This window comes from Sulfitobacter dubius (genome assembly GCF_900113435.1).
GTDB lineage: Bacteria > Pseudomonadota > Alphaproteobacteria > Rhodobacterales > Rhodobacteraceae > Sulfitobacter > Sulfitobacter dubius.
In genome coordinates, this window is record NZ_FOPG01000003.1 from 25,230 (window position 1) to 44,602 (window position 19,373).

A 19,373-nucleotide genomic window follows, 5' to 3' on the forward strand; every position below is an offset into this window, starting at 1 on the left:
TTAGTCAGGAGACCGGCCAGTTCCGTTTGGGCAGACCAAGCTCATAGGGGAACGGGTCATATTTGGTTTCCAACCCGGCGGCGCGCCATGCCTTAAAGACTGGATCGTTGATCGTAGCCTCGCAATACGTCCGTGCCTCAGCCGAGACGGGCAGGTCATAACCGATGATCCGCGCGGCAACCGGCGCATAGAATACATCGGCCAGCGAATAGTCACCAAAAAGCCATGGCCCACCGCTCTGGGGCTGGCTGCGGGCGTGGCGCCAGAGGTCTTCGATACGCTCAAGGTCTTGCCGGGTGTTGGCATCTGGGTCAAACCTCTCCCACACATGTTGCAACTGCATCGGGCAGGCCGCGCGCAGCGCGCCAAAGCCTGAGGCCATGGCGGCACATAGCCAGCGTGCGGTCGCGCGGGCGGCAGGATCGGCGGGCCATAGGCCGGCTTCGGGATGACGTTCGGCCAGTGTTTCTGCCATGGCTAGGCTTTCGCCCACTACCGTGCCATCAGGCAGACGAAGCACCGGTACCAGTCGCGCGGGCGCAAGCGCGGCGAGATCATCCACCATGGTCCCGCTGTAGAGGCCCACAAGATGCGTGCGGTACGGCAGATTGAATTTTTCAAGCATCAGCCAGCCCCGGAGGGACCAGCTAGAGAAGGTGCGATCGCCGATATAAAGATCATATGTCATAGGCGGAAAATACTCGGAAGCGGGCGGTCAAGCAAAGCGCTTTGTACGGTCCAGGCTTGCTATGGCGTGTGATTGACCGCTTTGATCTGCCAATTGCCGCTATCATGCACCAAACGCGTGACCGAAAGATTGTCGATTTTATGGGCCATCGCCTCAAGAGGACCGCCGCCTTGAGCTTGCTGAACTTGCGTCAGGATCACGCCAAAATGTGCCACGGCAATCACATGCGCTTGCGGGTAGGTGGCGTTGATCCTTGCGACCACCCGATCAACGCGGGCTTTGGTCTGGTTCCAGCTTTCGCCCTCCGGCGCAACGACATCGCCGGGCGTTTCCCAATAGGCACGGCTGAGGTCAGGGTCGCGGGCGGTAACTTCGGAAAAATGCATCCCGTCCCATGCACCGAAATGCAATTCGCGTAGATCAGGTTCATGGGGCAGGCGGCGGCGCGCGGGCTGTTCTAAGGCATCCGCAGTATGGGCGGCGCGGATCAGATCAGAGGACAGCAGGAGCGCGTCATCAGGTAAATGCAAATTCAGCCGCGCCAGTCGCGGCGCATCAGACAGGTCAGCGGGCACATCGCGCCAGCCGACGAAGTTTTTCTCATGTGTTGGCCCGTGGCGCACCCAGTGCCAAGTGGTCATGGCAGTTCGCCTTTCAACAGTTGTGGCAAGCCGACAACGACCTGTACGACCGTCTCTGCCTCTGCGGCCAATGCGATGTTCAATCGGCCCTGTGCCTCGCGGAATTGGCGGGCCATGGCGTTATCGGGCACGATCCCCTGACCGACCTCGTTAGAGACGATGACCCAATGCGCCGCACAGTCGCGCAAGGCCGCCAAAAGCGCCGCCTGCGCCGCATCCAAATCGCTGCCTTCCATCAAATGATTGCTAAGCCACATGGTTGCACAGTCAATCAGCACGATTTCGCCAGCAGGCAGTTTCGCCAAGGGTTCCGCCAAATCAAGGGGGCATTCGACAGTGTGCCACCCTGCATCTCGTCTTGATTGATGCTTGTTCACACGTTCTTGAACTTCGTCATCCCAGATGCGCCCGGTGGCGAAGTAAGTCTTTGGAAGACCACACGAATTTACAAGATCTTCTGCCCATTCTGACTTCCCCGAAGCCGCGCCGCCTAGGGCAAAGGTATTTCTTGGCAACATCTTCTCACCAAATATTTGAACCAAATGGCATAGCTCTGCGTATCTCTCTCAACGGCGCATAACAAGCCAAGCCATGCTCTTAGGGGGATATCCAAAATGTCATTGCAAACCGCACGCGAATTCTCACTTACCCGCACCGCTATGAAGGCCGAGTTGCTCGATGCCGATACAGAGCTTCGATTGGCCTATGCGTGGCGTGACCAGCGGGACGAGGCCGCGCTGCACCGTTTGATTACCGCCTACATGCGCCTTGCCATTTCCATGGCCGGCAAATTCAAGCGCTACGGTGCCCCGATGAACGACCTGATCCAAGAGGCGGGTCTGGGCCTGATGAAGGCCGCCGATAAATTCGACCCCGACCGGGGAGTGCGTTTCTCGACCTATGCGGTTTGGTGGATCAAGGCGAGCATTCAGGATCATGTGATGCGCAATTGGTCGATGGTGCGGACCGGCTCGACCTCATCGCAAAAGTCGCTGTTTTTCAACATGCGCCGGGTGCAGGCCCGTCTTGAGCGTGAGGCTTCTGCTGTGGGTGAGACGCTGGATAAGCACCAGCTGCGCCAGATGATTTCCACCGAAATTGGCGTGCCGTTGCACGATGTCGAAATGATGGAAGGCCGTCTGTCGGGTTCTGATTATTCGCTGAACGCGACCCAATCTGCCGAAGATGAAGGCCGCGAGTGGATCGAAGCGCTGGCCGATGAAAGCGCACAGGCAGCTGAGCGTGTTGAGGAAGAGCACGACACAGCCCAATTGCGGAACTGGTTGCTGACGGCGATGCAGGGGCTTTCGGAGCGTGAGCAGTTCATCGTCCGCGAACGCAAACTGCGTGATCCTTCGCGCACCTTGGAAAGCCTTGGTGATGAGCTGAGCCTCAGCAAAGAGCGGGTGCGTCAGTTAGAAGCTGCCGCCTTTGGCAAGATGCGCAAGTCGCTGGAAATGCAATCGCGTGAGGTCTTTGCTTTCTTGGCCTGAGCCGCAGCTCTGACACCACTGGGGCTGGCAGATTGCTGCTGGCCGGATTAAGGTCTCCCGAATGCAATCGGGGGGCCTTTATGCTGTCGGGCAAACATATTTTGCTGATCATCGGGGGCGGCATCGCCGCCTATAAATCACTCGATCTGATCCGCCGCCTGCGGGAGCGTGGGGCGAAAGTGACCCCGGTGCTGACCCGCGCAGGCGAAGAGTTCGTGACTCCGCTGTCGGTTTCCGCGCTGACTGGCGTGAAGGTGTTTCGCGATCTTTTTGACCTCGGGGATGAGGCCGAAATGGGCCATATCCAACTCAGCCGCGCTGCTGATCTGTTGGTCGTGGCCCCGGCCACCGCCGATCTGATGGCTAAGATGGCGCAGGGGTCAGCGAATGATCTGGCGTCTACGCTACTCCTCGCCACTGACACGCCCGTTCTGCTTGCGCCCGCGATGAACGTGCGCATGTGGCAGCACCCCGCGACGCAGCGCAACATTGCTACCTTGCGGGGCGATGGCATTGCGATGGTCGGCCCAAATGATGGCGATATGGCCTGCGGTGAATTTGGCCCGGGACGCATGGCCGAACCGCTTGAGATTGTCAGCGCCGTTGAGGCGCATCTGGCGGACGGGCCGCTGAAGGGCAAGCGCATCGTCGTCACGTCGGGCCCCACGCATGAGCCAATTGATCCAGTGCGCTATATCGCCAACCGCTCTTCCGGCGCGCAGGGCACGGCGATCGCAAGGGCGCTGGCGGCAATGGGGGCCGAGGTGGTGTTTGTCACCGGACCGGCAGAGGTGCCTCCGCCGGAAGGCGTCAAAGTGGTGCTAATCCAAACGGCACAAGAGATGATGGAAGCGGTCGAGGCTGCCTTGCCTGCCGATGCCGGTGTTTTTGCAGCAGCGGTGGCTGATTGGCACGTTGAAGGGACAAGCGACCGCAAGCTCAAGAAATCCAAGGACGGGTTGCCGACGTTGTCCTTCGCTGAAAACCCCGACATCCTAAAAACCATAAGCCAACGCACCGAAGGTCGTCCGGCGCTTGTGGTCGGCTTCGCCGCCGAGACCAATGACGTGCTGGCCCATGCCACCGCCAAACGCGCGCGCAAAGGTTGCGATTGGATCGTGGCCAATGACGTTTCTCCCGGCACCGGGATCATGGGCGGGACTGAGAATACCGTGACGCTTATCACCGATGACGGTGCCGAGGATTGGCCGCGTATGGGAAAAGATGCGGTGGCCGCGCGGTTGGCCAAACGTATCGCCGCCGCGCTGGCCTGAGGAGAGATTATGACCACGATCAAACTTCGCTGGGCCGAAGACGCAGACCAAAACTTGCCGCTGCCCAGCTATGAAAGCGCTGGCGCTGCGGGGGCCGATCTACGCGCGAACCTGCCCGGCGGCGCAGTTACGTTGGCCCCCGGCGCGCGTGCGCTGATTTCAACCGGTTTGCATATGGCAATCCCGCAGGGGTTTGAGGTGCAGGTCCGGCCCCGCTCTGGGCTGGCGCTGAAACATGGGATCACGCTGATCAACAGCCCCGGCACCATCGATAGTGATTATCGCGGTGTGGTTGGGGTGATCCTTGGCAACACGGGGACTGAGGCATTCACGGTGGAACATGGGGCGCGTGTGGCGCAGATGGTGGTTGCACCGGTGGTGCAAGCAGGGTTCGATTTGGTTGATAACCTCAATGCAACATCCCGTGGTGCGGGCGGTTTCGGCTCCACCGGGGTGGCCTGATGTTGGCGGTTCTGATTATTGCCTCCGCCCTTTGGTTCGGTGGCGGCGTGCTGGGCATTCCGCGCGGGCTGCGTGCGGGGCTGATCGCGGTGATGTATGTGGCCTTGGTGGCGCTGCATCTGGTCTTCCCAGCAGATCACCCGTTGCGACTGTCCACGGGCGGCAGCGCCGCACCTTGGCTGCTGCTGGGGGGCTTTGCGGTCTTGGTGGTTCTTTATCGGCAGGGGCTGAACACCCTGCGCGCCCGTGCCAATCCGGAACCTGAGACCCCAGCCACGGATAGTTTCTCCGACAGTGAACTCAACCGCTATGCGCGTCATATCGTATTGCGTGAGGTTGGCGGCGCCGGGCAGAAGGCATTGAAGAATGCCAAGGTGCTGGTTGTCGGGGCAGGCGGGCTTGGTGCGCCTGCGCTGCAATATCTTGCAGCGGCGGGTGTGGGCACCATCGGGGTGATCGACGACGACGAAGTGGAAAACGCCAATCTGCAACGGCAGGTAATCCACAAGGACGCAGCCATCGGCACGCCCAAGGTTTTCTCGGCCCAAGCAGAGATGACCGCCCAAAACCCGCATATCACCGTGCGCCCTTATCATCGCCGCCTGACCGACGAGATCGCCGCCGAACTGGTGGCCGACTATGACCTAGTGCTCGACGGCACCGACAATTTCGACACCCGCTACCGCGTCAACGCCGCTTGCGTCGCGGCAGGCGTGCCGTTGATATCAGGCGCGCTGAGCCAATGGGAAGGGCAGCTTAGCGTCTTTGATCCCGCGCGCGGCGCGCCTTGCTATCGTTGTATCTTCCCCAAGGCCCCTGCCGCCCATCTGGCCCCCTCTTGTGCCGAGGCCGGGGTGATCGGTCCGCTGCCGGGTGTGATCGGCACGATGATGGCACTAGAGGCGGTTAAGGTGATTACCGGTGCGGGTAGCGTGCTGCGCGGGCAGATGATGATCTATGACGGGCTGTACGGGGAGAACCGCCAGATTGCCCTTACCCGGCGCGAGGGCTGCGAAACCTGCGGCGGGTGATTGCAAGTCTCTCAGGCTCCCCCCATCTAGGGTGGAAAGGAGACTTTCATGACAAATCCGCTGCTCGCCGAGTGGGATACACCCTTCGGCATCGCCCCCTTTGACCGTATTTCCGATGACGATTTTACCCCCGCATTGCAAGAGGCGCTGGCCGCCCATCGGGCCGAGATCGACGCCATCGCCAGCAACCCCGACGCGCCCACCTTCGCCAATACGGTTGAGGCGTTAGAGGTCTCGGGCCAAGCGCTCGACAAGGTGCTGAGTGTGTTCTTCACCGTCGCAGGGGCCGATAGCAACCCGGCGCGCGAGGCGTTGCAGCGTGATTTCTCGCCCGAACTGGCTGCGCATCAATCTGCCATCTCTGGCAATGAGGCGCTGTTCGCGCGGATCGCGGCTGTCTGGGAGGCGCGGGACGCGCTAGACCTGACCCAAGAACAGGCGCGGGTTTTGATGCTGTCCCACCGTGGCTTTGTCCGCGCCGGTGCGGCGCTGACAGGCGATGCTGCGGAACGCATGAAAGAGATCAAGGCGCGGCTTGCGGTATTGGGTACGCAGTTCACGCAAAACCTGTTGGCGGATGAGCGCGCATGGTTCATGCCGCTGGATGAGGGCGACCTCACCGGCCTGCCTGACTTTGTGATCGACACCGCCCGCGCGGCGGGGGAGGAAAAGGGCGCAGACGGCCCGGTGGTCACGCTCTCGCGCTCGCTGATTGTGCCTTTCTTGCAGTTCTCTGACCGGCGTGATCTGCGCGAGAAGGCGTTTCGCGCATGGGAGGCGCGCGGGGCCAATGGTGGTGAGACCGACAACCGCGCCATCGCGGCTGAGACTTTGGCGCTACGCAAAGAACGCGCAACCTTGCTCGGCTATGACAACTTTGCGTCCTACAAGCTGGAAACGGAAATGGCTAAGACGCCAGCGGCAGTGCGCGATCTGCTGATGTCGGTCTGGAAACCCGCCAAGGCGCAAGCCGACGCCGATGCCGAGGTGCTGACTGCGCTGATGCGTGAAGACGGGGTGAATGGCGCGTTGGAACCGTGGGACTGGCGCTACTACGCCGAGAAACGCCGCGCGGCAGAGCATGACCTCGATGAGGCAGCGCTGAAACCCTATTTTCAGCTCGACCGGATGATCGACGCGGCCTTCGACTGTGCCAACCGGTTGTTCGGGCTGGAGTTCGCTGCCCTCGACGTGCCGCTCTACCACCCCGATTGCCGGGCATGGGAGGTGACCCGGAACGGCAAGCATGTGGCGGTTTTCATCGGGGATTATTTCGCGCGCGGCTCTAAGCGCTCGGGCGCATGGTGTTCGGCGATGCGCGCGCAGGCGAAGTTCCCCCGCGAACAGGCACCTGTGGTCATCAACGTCTGCAATTTCGCCAAGGGCGACCCGGCGCTCTTGTCCTATGACGACGCGCGGACGTTGTTTCACGAGTTCGGCCACGCGTTGCATCAGATGTTGTCGGACGTGACCTATGAAAGCGTCAGCGGTACCTCGGTCGCACGGGACTTCGTGGAACTGCCAAGCCAGCTTTACGAGCATTGGCTGGATCAGCCCGAAGTGCTGGAGAAATTCGCCACCCACGCCCGCACGGGTGAGGCGATGCCGCGTGAGATGTTGGAGAAGGTGTTGGCCGCCGCGACATTCGATATGGGGTTCCAGACAGTTGAATATATCGCCTCGGCGCTGGTCGATCTGGAGTTTCACGATGGCGCGGCACCGGCTGATCCGATGGCGCGACAGGCCGAGGTGCTCAGCAGCATCGGCATGCCGCAAGCGATCCGGATGCGCCACGCCACACCGCAGTTCGCGCATGTTTTCGCCGGAGACGGCTATTCCAGCGCCTACTACAGCTACATGTGGTCTGAGGTGATGGACGCCGACGCTTTTGCCGCTTTCGAGGAAGCGGGTGGCGCCTTCGATGCCGAGCGGGCTGAGGCGTTGGAAACCCACATCCTCTCGACCGGCGGCAGCCGTGATCCGGCAGAGCTTTACACGGCGTTCCGGGGGCGTTTGCCGGGAGTCGAAGCGCTGCTCAAAGGGCGCGGGCTGACCGCCTAGGGCGAAAACCGGGGCCGGGGGTCAGTACCCCCGGTCGCGGTCCACGACATGCAGCAGCGGCTCACCAGCCTCGCTGCGGCGAATGTTTTCGGCAATCACCTCCGAGGCCGTATCATTGCGCGTCGCGGCGGCGATATGCGGGGTCACGGTAACATGCGGATGCGCCCAATAGGGGTGATCCTCGGGCAGCGGCTCTACTCGGAAGACATCAAGCGTCGCATGGGCGATCTGGCCGCTATCAAGCGCGTCAAGCAGGGCGTCATCGTCAATCAGCGGCCCGCGACCGGGGTTGATGATGAAAGCCCCCTTGGGCATCTGCGCCAGTGTTTCGGCGTTCAGCACGTTCTGCGTGGCGGGCGTATCGGGCATCAGCAGCACGGCGATCTCGGCGCGCTTAAGCGCTTCCGTCAGACCTTCGTCGCCGTGCAGGCAGCGGACGCCGTCAATCTGCTTCTCACTGCGTGACCAGCCGGTCACGTCAAAGCCCAGTCCCACCAACGCCTCGGCCACGGCCTGCCCGAGCGCACCGATGCCCAGCACCGCGACGCTGCGCTCGCGCGCCAAGGGCGGGGTGCGCGGCTCCCATTTGGTATCTCCGCGCAGGATGTCGGTATCCATCCCCAGATGGTGGCGCAGCACATGGCCCGTGCACCATTCGACCATGCCGTGGGTCAGGCCGAAGTCGACCATCCGCGCCAGCGGGATTTTCAATGTCTCGTTGCCGGTGATCGCCTCTACCCCGGCCCAGAGGTTCAGCACCGCCTTGGCGCGAGTGTAGGGGATGAAGTCCTGCAAATCGCTATTGGGGGCGTAGACGATATAGTCGACCTCTTCGGGCGGCAGGTCAGTGGCCAGCGTGAAATCCTGCCCCGGCAGTGCCTTGCGCAGCGCTTCGTTCAAAGGCTGTTCGTAGCCGTCCCAGCGTTCGGCCTTGGCAGCGAAGAGAATGTTGATCGTCATGAGTTACCTCGGTCTATGAACATGCGCCGACTGAACAAAGCCGAAGGCCAAGAGCAGCACCAGCATGGCAGAACCACCATAGCTGACCATCGGTAGCGGCACGCCCACCACCGGGGCAAGCCCCATAACCATCGACATGTTAACGGCGAAAAAGAGAAAGAAATTAAGCGCGATGCCCAAGGTCAGCAGGCTTGCAAAACGGTCCTTGTTCTTGACTGCAGAGACCACGCAGAACAGGATGATCAACGCATAAAGACACAAGAGCGATACGCCCCCGACAAAGCCGAATTCTTCGGCCAATGTGGTAAAGATAAAGTCGGTATGTTTTTCGGGCAGGAAGTTCAGCCGCGACTGCGTGCCCTGCATATAACCGCGCCCCGACCAACCGCCAGAGCCAAGCGCGATCTTAGATTGCGTGATGTGATACCCCGCCCCGAGCGGATCCTGACTGGGATCAAGGAACGTATCAATGCGGCGGTATTGGTAATCTTTCAGCAATTGCCACGGCGTGCCGCGCGATTGAAAGACGGCTGTGACCAACCCAATGGCCGCCGTAATGACGGCAGCGAAATAGGCCCAGTGCACTCCGGCGAGAAACATCAGACCGCCCCCCGCCGTAAGCAGCAGGATCGACGTGCCGAGATCGGGCTGCTTTAGTACCAGCGCGGTTGGCACGACGATGATCAAGATCGGCAACAGCACCCAGAAAGGGCGTGACACCTTTTTAACCGGCAGCCAGTCGTAATAGGCGGCCAGAAACACCACCAACGTGATTTTCATCAACTCCGAAGGTTGCAGCCGCATAAAGCCGATGTCGATCCAGCGCTGTGCGCCCATGCCGACAGAGCCAAATAATTCCACCGCGACGAGCAGCACCAGCGTCGCTCCATAGGCCACCCCCGATAAGTTGCGCCAGAGCCAGATCGGCACCATCGCCACGGTGAACATGATTGCCATGCCAATGCCAAACCGCTTCATCTGCGGCTCAGCCCAAGGGTTGAAAGAACCGCCCGCGACTGAGTAGAGCATCAAAAAACCAACGCCCGCGACACTGGCCAACAGGATCGCCAGCGGCCAGTTCATAAACAGGATTTTGCGCAGGCCCGTGGGGACGGATTTGACCGTATGTTCAAGATAGCTCATGCCTGATCGTCCCCTTCCGCGCTGGCGGCGGTTTCTGGGGCGGTATTGCGCAGCTCTTCTTGCTGGGTGGCGATGCGGCCGCGGTCAGACTTGGGGTAGGCCTCCAGCGGCGGCTCGCCCCCGGCCATGGCCTGCAACATCACATCGCGCGCAATCGGCGCCGCTGCGGTCGAGCCGCCGCCGCCGTGTTCCACCAGCACGCAGGCCGCGTATTTGGGTTTGTCATAGGGCGCAAAGCACACAAAAAGCGCGTGGTCGCGGCGTTCCCACGGCAGGTCGGCGTTGCTGGTCACGCCTCGGGCGCGCTCGGCGGCGGTGATGTTGCGCACCTGACTGGTGCCAGTCTTGCCCGCCATGCGCATGGTGTCGTCGATGATCCGGCTGCGATAGCCGGTGCCGCGGCGATCGTTGACCACGTCGTACATCGCCTTGCGCAATTGACGCAGGTTGTTTTCGTTCAGCCCCATCGGCTCGCCCGCGCCGCTGGGCTGCTCCACCCCGTCGATGGATTTAATCAGCCGCGGCGTCACCGCGCGCCCCGTGGCGATCCGCGCGCTCATCACTGCCAATTGCAGCGGGGACGAGAGGGTGAAACCCTGCCCGATAGAGGCGTTGACCGTGTCGCCCACGACCCAATCCTCACCTCGGGCCGAGCGTTTCCACTGTTTTGTGGGCGCAAGCCCGCCCGCAACCGAAGACAGCGCCAGATCATGTTTAATTCCCAAGCCAAAGCGGTTCGCCATGGCGGTGATCTTTTCAATCCCGACCTTCACCGCGAGGTCATAGTAATAAACGTCGCATGAGTGTTTGAGCGAGTCTTGCAGATCGACCCAGCCGTGGCCTGCACGCTTCCAGCAGTGGAAACGCCGCCCCGCGACCTCAAGATGGCCGGGGCAATAGGCCGTGTCTTCAGGGGTGACGATACCGTCTTCGATGGCGGCAAGCGCTACGATCATTTTGAAGGTCGAGCCCGGCGGATAAGTGCCCTGCACGGGTTTGTTCACCAAGGGCCGGTATTTGGAATTCAGCAGCGGGTTGTAGTCCGCCGATGAAATGCCGCCGATAAAGAGGTTCGGATCATAGCTGGGCGCCGAGGCCAGTGCTGCCAGATCGCCATTTTCACAGTCAATAATTACCACGGCAGCGCTTTCGTCACCCAAACGGGCCTGCACATAGCGTTGCAGGTTGGCATCCACGGTCAGTTGTAGGTCCGCCCCGGCCTGACCTTCGCGGCGCTCAAGTTCGCGCATCACCCGGCCAGTGGCGTTCACCTCGACATGTTTTGTCCCCGCAGAGCCGCGCAGCAGGCTTTCGGCGCGGGCCTCGACATTGATTTTGCCGATTTGGAAACGGGGAATGCGCAGCACCTGATCGGGGTCTTCCAGCGCATCAAGGTCCGCTTGGCTTACCCGGCCCACGCGGCCCACCACATGCGCAAAATCAGCACCGCGCGGGTAGACGCGGGTCAAGCCCACTTCGGGCGTGACACCGGGCAGGGCAGGGGCGTTGACGCTGACCTTGCTCACGACCTCCCAACTGACGTCATCAACGATGGTGACCGGCAGGAACGGGGCAGAGCGGGCCATTTCGGCCATCGCACGCTCGCGGGTCTCGTTGTCGATCTCAATGACTTGGGCCAAACGCTCCATCACCGCCGCCACGTCGCCCGCATCTTCGCGCACCATGACGATGCGGTATGAGGGGACGTTATCGGCAAGCTGCACGCCGTTGCGGTCAAAGATCTCGCCCCGGGACGGCGGGATCAGGCGGATGTTGATTCGGTTCTCTTCTGCCAGCAGGCGGAACTGGTCGGCTTGATCGACCTGCAAATAGCGCATTCGGGCGGCCAGTCCGCCCATGAACAGCAGTTGTGCGCCCCCCAACAGGGCAGCGCGGCGGGTCAAGCGCGTGTGGTTTGCATCATTGTCGGCGCGGTTGCGTCTCATCTTATCGGCCTCCGATCACACCCGTTTCCCATGCGCATCAAGATCGCCCGGTGCGGTCTTGCGCACGCCCATGATACCATGTGTCACCGCCACAAGCAGCGGATAAGCGAGCGTTGTCAGTGCCAATTCCGTGAGGCTGAGAGTCATAGCAGGCGTGGGGATAAGGGCGAGACTCAGAAGGATGCGATTGGCAAAGATGATCATGGTTAGAATCACGGCCACGGTCAGCCATTCGGCGGCAAAGCTTGCATCGCGCAGGTGTCGCCCCCGCGATTTAAGGTTTTCAACCCCGATTAGCGCCAAGACGGCCCAAAGGCCCGGCGGGCGTTGGAGCAGTAGGTCCGCCAGCAGAAAGACCAGCGCCAGAAACAGGGCAGGCACATATTCAGGTCGCCGCAGCCCCCATGCGCAGGCAAAGCCAAGCAGCAGGTCCGGCCCGGCCCAACCGCGCGGTGTCGTCTCTAGCGGCAGCAGGTGAAAGAACAAGATCACCAACCCCAAGGCGACAAAGCCCATGCGCATAAGCCACAGGCGGCTGCGCGACAGATCGGTCATTGATCTAGCCCCACGGGGGCGGCCGGTTCGGCCAAGGGACCATCAGAGGTGATTACATGCGCGGTATCAGGCACGGCTTCGTTGCCGTGGTGGCGCAGAACCCGCAGGAACTCCAGCCGCTCATAGTCCGCAGCCAGCCGTACCCGCAGCCGCCCACCGGGGTCTGCGGCAACTTGGCCAATCAGGATGCCAGCCGGAAAAACCCCGCCATCGCCCGAGCTGATCACCCGGTCACCGGGGCGCACCAGCTCGCGGTTCTCGATGAAATCGAGCGGCGGCGCGGCGCTGTTGTCGCCTGCCACGATGGCCCGTTGTCCCGAAGGCTGGATCGTCGCCGGAATGCGACTGGAGGCGTCGGTCAGGAGGATCACGCGGGCGGTGTTCTTGCCCACGCCCGCGATGCGGCCCACAAGGCCGATGCCGTCCATCGTCGCCCATCCCTCGACCAGCCCGTCACGCGCGCCGACGTTCAGCAGCACCGATTGGCGGTAGGGCGATCCGCTGTCGGCCAGCACGGTGCCGGTGATGAATGTAAGGCGCGGGTCGAGCCGGACGTTGTTCAGATCCAGCAGGCGGGCGTTCTCTTGCTCTAGCTGAAGGGCCGCTTCTTTCCAGGCCTGCATTTGCCGCAGTTCCGAACGCAGCTCGCGGTTTTGTTCGCTCAGACGTTGGTAGCTCTGGAAATCGCGCAGAAGGTTAATCGTGCCTGTCACCGGGGCCATGGCCCAGTCGAGGTTCGGCACGAAACGGTCGGTCACCTGCGCGCGGAAGCGTTCAACGCGGGGGCTGTCGATCCGCCAGAGCAGGAAAATCCCGATCAGCGCCAGCACCAGCACAGACAGCAGCAACCGGCGCAAGGGGCCGGTGAAATCGCTGGAACTGGAACGGTCTTTGGGCATCTGTGCCGAAACTCCCACCCGGTCAGGCGGGGCGGTGTCGCCGCGTGCCGGGTCTGGCTAACTTGCCAGTGTTAACTGTCGTAGTCGATCGCGTGGCGCAGCTGTTTCTCGTATTCCAGCGCCTTGCCGGTGCCGAGGGCCACGCAGTTGAGCGGCTCATCCGCGACCGAGATCGCAAGGCCCGTCTGTTCACGCAGCGCCAGATCAAGATCACCCAGCAGCGCACCGCCGCCCGTGAGCATGACGCCCCGGTCGACGATGTCGGCGGCCAGATCCGGCGGGGTGGTTTCCAGCGCGGTCATCACCGCTTCGCAAATTTGCTGCACCGGCTCGGCCAGCGCTTCGGCGATCTGCGCTTGGGTCACTTCGATCTCTTTCGGCACACCATTCAGCAGGTCACGGCCCCGGATCTGCATCGAGGTGCCGCGCCCGTCGTCGGGCATCCGCGCTGTGCCGATGGATGTTTTCACCCGCTCGGCTGTCGTTTCCCCGATCAGCAGGTTCTGCTGGCGGCGCAGGTAGCTGATGATGCCCTCGTCCATCCGGTCACCGCCGACACGGACAGAGCGGGCGTAAACGATGTCACCCAGAGACAGCACCGCCACCTCGGTGGTGCCGCCGCCGATGTCGACGACCATGTTACCGGTTGGGTCGGTGATTGGCATCCCCGCACCGATGGCCGCGGCGATAGGCTCCGCGATCAGCCCGGCGCGGCGCGCGCCAGCAGAAAGCACCGATTGGCGGATCGCGCGTTTCTCAACCGGGGTCGCACCATGCGGAACGCAGACGATGATCTTGGGTTTGGAGAAGGTCGAACGCTTGTGTACCTTGCGGATGAAGTGCTTGATCATCTCCTCGGCGGTGTCGAAGTCGGCGATGACCCCTTCACGCATCGGGCGGATCGCCTCGATGCTGCCCGGGGTCCGGCCCAGCATCAGCTTGGCGTCTTCGCCCACGGCGAGCACTTTCTTAACGCCGTCCTTGACATGATAGGCGACAACCGAAGGTTCGCTAAGCACGATGCCCTTACCCTTGACGTAAACCAGCGTATTCGCGGTGCCGAGGTCGATCGCCATATCGGAGGAGAACAGGCCGCGGAATTGATCGAGGATGGACATAACAGTAGCGGAGCCTTGCAAATATTCGGACAGGCCCGCCAGCATGGGACCACGCGCGGGCTATTGGCTCTTATAGGGCGCACGGGGGCAGGGTGAAAGGGGCAAGACCGCAAAGGTGGCGCGATATTGCCGCCGCGCTATCATAGAGCGGTATATTTAGGGCGCAGCACAGGCGGAGGGCAGCGATACCATGCAAAAGATACAGACACTTGGGGTGCATCACATCACCCTCACCGGGGCCGACCGGCAAAGCTCGATCGACTTCTGGGAGGGGGTCTTGGGGATGCCTTTCATCTTTGATCAGCCCAATTTGGATGACCCGGATGAGGGGCATCTCTATTTCGATCCGGGCGATGGGCGGTTGATCACGATTTTCACCAATGAGACCCGCAAGCGGGTGCACAACCGCACGCCGATGGATCCGGGCTGCGTGCATCATCTGGCCTTCGAGGTGGACCGCGCGATGTTTGACCAAATCCCCGAGCGGTTAGAGGCGCGGGGCATCGGGCATTCCGGCGTGAAGGACCGGGGTTTCATGCATTCGATCTATTTCAAGGATCCGCTGGGGCTGTTGATTGAACTGGCCTGCTACACCTTTATCCCGCCGCGTGGGTCGAGCCATGCCGAGGTGATGTTGGAGGCGCATAAGTTGCGGGTTGCGGCGGGGGACGATCATATTCAGCGGCAGCATCTGGCGGATGCGGTGGTGATGATTGTCGAGCGGGGGCAAGCGTCGCTGAGTGCGGATCGCGGGGCGAAGAACCCGTATTGACGGGGGCTCGTGCCGCTGGCCCGGGATAAGCCGCAGGCGCCGGGCCAGCGCCTGCCCGCTCCGTCACGCCGGAGGCGTGCCAGAATGTATTAGGCGCACCTCTGGTGCGACCGGGTAGGCGATTTAGCGAGGCTGGACGCGACCTCGCGAGCACACATCATGGTTGAGCCGTAAAGTGGCGCCAACGTAGCCTTGGATCGCCGACCCGCGGGCAGGCGATGGCCCTCCCCGCAAATAAAAAGGGCGGGGTTTGCCCCGCCCTCCAATCAACTCACATCTTTATAATTAATCTCGCGCTTGTCCGTGCCGCCCTTCTCACGCCGCACCAACAGACGGTTCAACGCGTGGATATAGGCCCGCACACTCGCCACCACGGTATCGGTATCCGCCGACTGGCCGGTCACGATCCGGCCCTCTTCCTCCATCCGCACGGAAACCGTCGCCTGCGCATCGGTGCCCTCGGTCACCGCATGCACCTGATAAAGCTGCAAACGCGCGGAATGCGGCACCAGCGCCTTGATGCAGTTGAACGCCGCATCGACGGGGCCATCGCCGGTTTGGTTGGTGGTCTGCTCCGCACCGTCGATCTTCAGCACCATATCGGCGGTCTGTGGGCCATCGGTGCCGCAAACGACCTTCATCGACTTAAGGCGAATGCGGTCCTCTTCAGGATCGGTCGCGGTGCGCATCAGCGCGATCAGGTCATCCTCGTAGATTTCTTTTTTACGGTCGGCCAATTCCTTGAACCGCACGAAGACATCCTTGAGCTGGTTGTCGCCCAGTTCAAACCCGAGGTCTTCGAGCTTGGAGCGCAGCGCGGCGCGGCCCGAATGCTTGCCCATGACGATGTTGGTCTCGGTCAGACCCACGTCCTCGGGGCGCATGATCTCGAAGGTCTCGGCGTTCTTCAGCATACCGTCTTGGTGGATGCCGCTTTCGTGGGCGAAGGCGTTCTTGCCGACGATGGCCTTGTTGAACTGCACGGCAAAGCCCGAGACGGCGGCGACCCGGTGCGAGATGTTCATGATCTTGCGGCTGTCGATGCGCGTCTCATAGGGCATGATATCGTTGCGTACTTTGAGCGCCATGACGACCTCTTCCAGCGCGGTGTTGCCCGCGCGTTCGCCCAGGCCGTTGATGGTGCATTCGATCTGCCGCGCCCCGGCCTCCACGGCGGCAAGGCTGTTGGCCGTCGCCATGCCCAGATCGTTGTGGCAATGGGTGGCAAAGATGATCTCATCCGCGCCGGGCACGTTTTCGAGCAGTTTGGCGATCAGATCGGCGCTTTCGCGCGGGGCGGTATAGCCCACGGTGTCGGGGATGTTGATCGTGGTGGCCCCGGCTTTGATGGCGATCTCGACCACGCGGTAGAGGTAATCAAGTTCGGTCCGCGTGGCATCCATCGGCGACCATTGCACGTTGTCGCAGAGGTTGCGCGCGTGGGTCACTGTTTCATGGATGCGGTCGGCCATCTCATCCTGTGTCAGGTTCGGAATCGCGCGGTGCAGGGGCGAGGTGCCGATGAAGGTGTGGATGCGCGGCTGGCGGGCGTGTTTCACGGCCTCCCAACAGCGGTCGATATCGCCCAGTTGCGCGCGGGCAAGGCCACAGATCACGGCGTTTTGGCTTTGGCGGGCGATCTCACTCACCGCGTTAAAGTCGCCTTCGGAGGCGATGGGAAAACCCGCTTCGATGATGTCGACGCCCATCTCATCCAACAGCTGCGCGATCTCCAGCTTTTCGGCATGGGTCATCGTCGCCCCGGGGGATTGTTCGCCATCCCGCAAGGTGGTGTCAAAAATCAGCACACGGTCCTGTTTCGTCATATCTGTCATCCTGGGTTCTTTCTTTGCTGGTATCCTTGGCGCGCAACACATCCCTCTGAGCGGGCGCGCCGAAGGGCACGCTCAGAGGCGAATTAGTAGCAGCAAGGTGGCGCGCAGCAGGCCCGCGCGGTCGCGCGGCAGGGTCGGGATATGGACGGCCTGTGTCATAGGGATAGTTATACGCACCCGTTTTCAAATGGAAAGGGGGTGTTTCGGGTTTTGTTTGCCCCCGCGACAGCACCACCTATCTGCCTATGAGTAAGGGAGATGCGGATGCAGCGACAAGCGATACCACAGGAGGCGGCAGCGTGAACGCGCGGGTGCTTGTGATTGGGGCCAGCGGCGGGATTGGCACGGCGCTGACCGAGGCTCTGCGGGCGCGGGGCGATAGGGTCACGCCCCTGTCCCGCGCAGATGATGGGCTGGACCTGACGGATGAGGCTTCGGTCAATTCCGCGCTGGAAAGGTTTAACGTCGCCTTCGACGCGGTGATCGTCGCCACAGGCGCGTTGGAGATCGATGGGGCAGCCCCGGAAAAATCGCTCCGCGCGATCACGCAAAAGGCGATGCTGGATCAATTCGCGCTCAACGCCGTCGGCCCTGCGCTGATCTTGCGTCACGCGGCGCGGCTCCTGCCGCGCGACAGGCGGGCGGTTTTCGCCGTGCTTTCGGCACGGGTGGGCTCTATCGGGGATAACCGTTTGGGCGGCTGGATCAGCTACCGCAGCGCCAAGGCAGCGGTGAACCAGATCGTGCATACCGCCGCGATTGAGCTCGGCCGCAGCCATCCGCAAAGCATCTGCGTGGCGCTGCATCCCGGCACCGTGGAAACCCCCTTTACCGAAAAGTATCTTGGCCGCCATCCTGCAGTCCCGCCGAGCGAGGCCGCAGGCAACCTTCTACGGGTAATCGATAGGCTGACTCCGGACGACAGCGGCGGGTTCTTCGACTGGGCCGGAAAGGGGGTGCCGTGGTGACTCGTCTGGTTCTGGTCTTGGGGGATCAACTCTCACTCAACCTAACCTCGTTGCGCGAAGCCGATAAGGCGCGCGATGTGGTGGTCATGGCCGAGGTGGCGCAGGAGGCGGAATATGTCCGCCACCACCCCAAGAAAATCGCGCTGGTCTTTGCCGCCATGCGCAAGTTCGCGCGTGCGTTAGAAGATGATGGCTGGACCCTACGCTACACGCCTTTGGACGATCCTGAGAACGCCGGCTCTATCGTCGGCGAGTTGTTGCGGCGGGCGGAGGAGACCGGCGCGAGCGAGGCGATCGCGACCGAGCCGGGGGAGTGGCGGCTGATCAACACGCTGACCGATGCGCCGATCCCCACACGCCTCTTGTCGGATGACCGTTTCATCGCCAGCCGCAAACGGTTCGAAGATTGGGCCGAGGGGCGCAAGGCGCTGCGCATGGAGTACTTCTACCGCGAGATGCGCCGCGAGACCGGCCTGTTGATGGAGGGCGACGATCCCGCAGGGGGCAAATGGAATTTCGACCACGACAATCGCAAGCCCCCTAAGGAGGGGCTGGAGTTCCCCGAGCCGATCAGCTTTGCGCCTGATGCTGAGACCCAAGCGGTGCTTGACCTTGTGGAGACGCGCTATGGGGACAACTTCGGTGATCTGCATCCCTTTGACTTTGCCACCACGCGCGCGGAGGCCCTGCAGGTCTTGGCGCATTTCATCACCCACGCCCTGCCGCGATTTGGCGATTATCAGGACGCGATGTTGCAGGATCAGCCCTATCTCTTTCACGCGCTGATCTCCCCGTACCTTAACCTCGGCCTGTTAGACCCGTTGGAGGTCTGCCGGGCTGCCGAACAGGCGTGGCAGGAGGGCGCTGCGCCGATCAACGCCGCCGAAGGGTTCATCCGCCAGATCCTCGGATGGCGCGAATATGTGCGGGGCATCTATTTCCTTGAAGGACCGGAGTATGTGGAGCGCAACGTGCTGCGCCATGACCGCGACTTGCCTGCCTTTTACTGGGGCGCCGATACCCTGATGAATTGCCTGCGTCAGGCCATCGGGCAGACCCAGAAATACGCTTATGCCCACCATATTCAGCGATTGATGGTGACGGGCAATTTCGCCCTGCTGGCGGGGATCGATCCGCATCAGGTGCATGAATGGTATCTGGAGGTCTACGCGGATGCCTATGAGTGGGTCGAAGCGCCCAACACCGTCGGCATGAGCCAATTCGCAGATGGCGGAGTCATCGCCTCGAAACCCTATGTCTCGTCGGGTGCCTACATCAACCGCATGTCGGACTACTGCAAAGGGTGCAGTTACAGCGTCAGCGCAAAGGCGGGCAAAAAAGCCTGCCCGTTCAACCTGCTTTACTGGCACTTCCTAGACCGGCACCGAGAGCGGTTTCAAAGCAATGCGCGCATGAGAAATATGTACGCGACATGGGACCGCATGGATGCGGACCGTCGTGAGGCGATCTTGCGCGATGCGGGCAACTGGTTGCAGCGGTTAGAGGCCGGAGAGACGGTCTAGGCCC

18 protein-coding genes are annotated in these 19,373 nt (G+C 61.9%); 8 read left to right on the forward strand and 10 right to left on the reverse strand.

Annotated elements, in window-relative coordinates; translation table 11 throughout:
• Positions 1-4 precede the first annotated feature (4 nt).
• The 3 genes from BM229_RS12575 to cobU are packed head-to-tail and all read right to left on the reverse strand — an operon-like array spanning position 5 to position 1,847.
• Complete coding sequence (locus BM229_RS12575; protein ID WP_093928009.1) at positions 5-688, reverse strand: glutathione S-transferase; 684 nt, start codon at positions 686-688, stop codon at positions 5-7.
• 59 nt (positions 689-747) lie between these two features.
• Positions 748-1,329, reverse strand: a complete 582-nt coding sequence (locus tag BM229_RS12580) for a histidine phosphatase family protein (RefSeq protein WP_093928010.1) — start codon at positions 1,327-1,329, stop codon at positions 748-750.
• Positions 1,326-1,847 (reverse strand): bifunctional adenosylcobinamide kinase/adenosylcobinamide-phosphate guanylyltransferase, encoded by a 522-nt coding sequence (cobU, locus tag BM229_RS12585; RefSeq protein ID WP_093928011.1) that lies wholly within the window; start codon positions 1,845-1,847, stop codon positions 1,326-1,328. The genes BM229_RS12580 and cobU overlap by 4 nt, the downstream gene beginning before the upstream one ends.
• Before the next feature lie 96 nt (positions 1,848-1,943).
• On the opposite strand from cobU, the gene BM229_RS12590 reads away from it, so the two are divergent.
• The 5 genes from BM229_RS12590 to BM229_RS12610 all read left to right on the forward strand — a co-directional run bounded on the left by BM229_RS12590 (position 1,944) and on the right by BM229_RS12610 (position 7,650).
• Positions 1,944-2,822: an RNA polymerase factor sigma-32 gene (locus BM229_RS12590; protein WP_093928012.1), complete on the forward strand. Its 879-nt coding sequence runs from the start codon at positions 1,944-1,946 to the stop codon at positions 2,820-2,822.
• A gap of 80 nt (positions 2,823-2,902) precedes the next feature.
• Complete coding sequence (gene coaBC, locus BM229_RS12595) at positions 2,903-4,096, forward strand: bifunctional phosphopantothenoylcysteine decarboxylase/phosphopantothenate--cysteine ligase CoaBC (RefSeq protein WP_093928013.1); 1,194 nt, start codon at positions 2,903-2,905, stop codon at positions 4,094-4,096.
• A 9-nt stretch (positions 4,097-4,105) separates the two neighbouring features.
• Complete coding sequence (gene dut / locus BM229_RS12600; RefSeq protein ID WP_093928014.1) at positions 4,106-4,558, forward strand: dUTP diphosphatase; 453 nt, start codon at positions 4,106-4,108, stop codon at positions 4,556-4,558.
• Positions 4,558-5,589, forward strand: a complete 1,032-nt coding sequence (locus BM229_RS12605; RefSeq protein ID WP_093928015.1) for a HesA/MoeB/ThiF family protein — start codon at positions 4,558-4,560, stop codon at positions 5,587-5,589. The genes dut and BM229_RS12605 overlap by 1 nt, the downstream gene beginning before the upstream one ends.
• A gap of 48 nt (positions 5,590-5,637) precedes the next feature.
• Positions 5,638-7,650: a M3 family metallopeptidase gene (locus tag BM229_RS12610; protein ID WP_093928016.1), complete on the forward strand. Its 2,013-nt coding sequence runs from the start codon at positions 5,638-5,640 to the stop codon at positions 7,648-7,650.
• A 21-nt stretch (positions 7,651-7,671) separates the two neighbouring features.
• Here BM229_RS12610 and BM229_RS12615 read toward each other — a convergent pair whose 3' ends face one another.
• The 6 genes from BM229_RS12615 to BM229_RS12640 all read right to left on the reverse strand — a co-directional run bounded on the left by BM229_RS12615 (position 7,672) and on the right by BM229_RS12640 (position 14,271).
• Complete coding sequence (locus BM229_RS12615; protein ID WP_093928017.1) at positions 7,672-8,610, reverse strand: 2-hydroxyacid dehydrogenase; 939 nt, start codon at positions 8,608-8,610, stop codon at positions 7,672-7,674.
• 3 nt (positions 8,611-8,613) lie between these two features.
• The gene (gene rodA / locus BM229_RS12620) at positions 8,614-9,753 is read right to left on the reverse strand and encodes a rod shape-determining protein RodA (RefSeq protein WP_093928018.1); all 1,140 of its coding nucleotides are present in this window, start codon (positions 9,751-9,753) and stop codon (positions 8,614-8,616) included.
• Entirely contained in the window at positions 9,750-11,699 is a 1,950-nt protein-coding gene (mrdA, locus tag BM229_RS12625; RefSeq protein WP_093928019.1) for a penicillin-binding protein 2, read from the reverse strand. The genes rodA and mrdA overlap by 4 nt, the downstream gene beginning before the upstream one ends.
• Before the next feature lie 15 nt (positions 11,700-11,714).
• The gene (locus BM229_RS12630) at positions 11,715-12,254 is read right to left on the reverse strand and encodes a rod shape-determining protein MreD (protein WP_093928020.1); all 540 of its coding nucleotides are present in this window, start codon (positions 12,252-12,254) and stop codon (positions 11,715-11,717) included.
• The gene (gene mreC, locus BM229_RS12635; protein WP_093928021.1) at positions 12,251-13,153 is read right to left on the reverse strand and encodes a rod shape-determining protein MreC; all 903 of its coding nucleotides are present in this window, start codon (positions 13,151-13,153) and stop codon (positions 12,251-12,253) included. The genes BM229_RS12630 and mreC overlap by 4 nt, the downstream gene beginning before the upstream one ends.
• Positions 13,154-13,224: 71 nt before the next feature.
• Positions 13,225-14,271 carry a rod shape-determining protein gene (locus BM229_RS12640; protein ID WP_040700660.1) on the reverse strand — a complete coding sequence of 349 codons (1,047 nt, stop codon included), beginning with the start codon at positions 14,269-14,271 and terminating at the stop codon, positions 13,225-13,227.
• Between the two features lie 190 nt (positions 14,272-14,461).
• Between BM229_RS12640 and BM229_RS12645 the strand changes: the two genes are divergently transcribed.
• Positions 14,462-15,043: a VOC family protein gene (locus tag BM229_RS12645; RefSeq protein ID WP_067623321.1), complete on the forward strand. Its 582-nt coding sequence runs from the start codon at positions 14,462-14,464 to the stop codon at positions 15,041-15,043.
• 266 nt (positions 15,044-15,309) lie between these two features.
• Here BM229_RS12645 and BM229_RS12650 read toward each other — a convergent pair whose 3' ends face one another.
• Positions 15,310-16,878 carry a 2-isopropylmalate synthase gene (locus BM229_RS12650; protein ID WP_093928022.1) on the reverse strand — a complete coding sequence of 523 codons (1,569 nt, stop codon included), beginning with the start codon at positions 16,876-16,878 and terminating at the stop codon, positions 15,310-15,312.
• A gap of 245 nt (positions 16,879-17,123) precedes the next feature.
• On the opposite strand from BM229_RS12650, the gene BM229_RS12655 reads away from it, so the two are divergent.
• Together BM229_RS12655 and BM229_RS12660 are read left to right on the forward strand one after the other, a co-directional pair.
• Positions 17,124-17,846 (forward strand): SDR family NAD(P)-dependent oxidoreductase, encoded by a 723-nt coding sequence (locus tag BM229_RS12655; RefSeq protein ID WP_093928023.1) that lies wholly within the window; start codon positions 17,124-17,126, stop codon positions 17,844-17,846.
• On the forward strand, positions 17,843-19,369 hold the full coding sequence (locus tag BM229_RS12660) for a cryptochrome/photolyase family protein (protein ID WP_208604079.1): 1,527 nt from the start codon (positions 17,843-17,845) through the stop codon (positions 19,367-19,369). Before BM229_RS12655 ends, BM229_RS12660 begins: the two co-directional genes overlap by 4 nt.
• The last annotated feature ends 4 nt before the right edge of the window (positions 19,370-19,373 follow it).